The sequence below is a fragment of the Paraburkholderia ferrariae NBRC 106233 genome, from assembly GCF_000685035.1.
Lineage (GTDB): Bacteria > Pseudomonadota > Gammaproteobacteria > Burkholderiales > Burkholderiaceae > Paraburkholderia > Paraburkholderia ferrariae.
Window position 1 is genome coordinate 1 of the sequence record NZ_BAYB01000090.1, and the last position, 1,121, is coordinate 1,121.

Annotated in this window: 1 protein-coding gene; it reads right to left on the bottom strand. The window is 65.3% G+C overall.

Translation table 11 applies throughout. The features are described 5' to 3' along the window. A partial coding sequence (locus BFE01S_RS36760) for an amino acid adenylation domain-containing protein (protein WP_028229721.1) occupies positions 1 to 1,121 on the bottom strand: 1,121 nt, incomplete at both ends.

Consider the following 1,121-nt stretch of genomic DNA (forward strand, 5'->3'; position numbering starts at 1 on the left):
CAACGGCAGTGCATCCAGCACCAGGATCGTCGAGGGCACCATGTAGTCGGGTAGTTGCCGTGACAGCGCCTCGCGCAGTGTCGCCTGTTCTATAGCGTGATCCGTGTGCGCCGTTACATACGCGATCAGGCGCGTGCCGCCCGGGCCTTCCTGTGCCGTTACGACCGCTTCCTTCACACCCGCCTGCGCCACCAGTTGCGCCTCGATCTCTCCCAGTTCGATGCGCAGGCCCCGTATCTTCACCTGATGGTCGATGCGGCCCAGATACTCCAGAGCGCCTTCGTTCGTCCACCGTGCTAAATCGCCTGTGCGGTAGAGCCGTCCGCCGTTCGCATCGAACGGGTCCGGCACGAAACGCTCTGCGCTCAGTGCGGCACGGTTCAGGTAGCCTCGGGCGAGGCCCGCGCCTCCCAGGTACAGTTCGCCGGCTACGCCCTGCGGCACGAGGTTCATCTGTGCGTCCAGCACGTGTGTGCTCACGTTGCCGATCGGACGGCCAATCGGCACCACCTCATCGCCCGTGCGACATGTCCAGTGCGTTACGTCGATTGCGGCTTCCGTTGGGCCGTACAGGTTGTACAGGCCGGCGCCCGGTAGCTGCTCCAGAGTGCGGTTCGCCAGATCCGCGGGCAGGGCTTCGCCGCTGCAGACGATCCGCTTCAGCGTCGTGCAGTTTTTTGCTTCCTCGTGGGCAACGAACGCCTGAAGCATCGGCGGCACGAAGTGCAGTGTCGTTACGCTGTGCTCCCGGATCAGTTCCACCAGGCGCTGCGGGTCGCGGTGCGCACCCGGTTCGGCTACTGCCAGTCGTGCGCCCGTCATGAGCGGCCAGAAGAACTCCCACACCGAGACATCGAAGCTGAATGGCGTCTTCTGCAGCACCACATCCGTTTCGGCCAGCGCGTAGGCCGACTGCATCCAGGCCAGGCGGTTCGACAGGGCGCTATGGCGGTTCGCGGCACCCTTGGGACGGCCCGTGGAGCCCGACGTGTAGATCACGTACGCCAGGTTCTCGCCCTGCACACGCACCTGCGGTGCTGCGGCGGGCTCAGTTGAAACGTCCAGCGTGTCCAGTTCCAGCACCGTCACGCCTTCAGCCACCGGCAGACGCTCGCGCACCC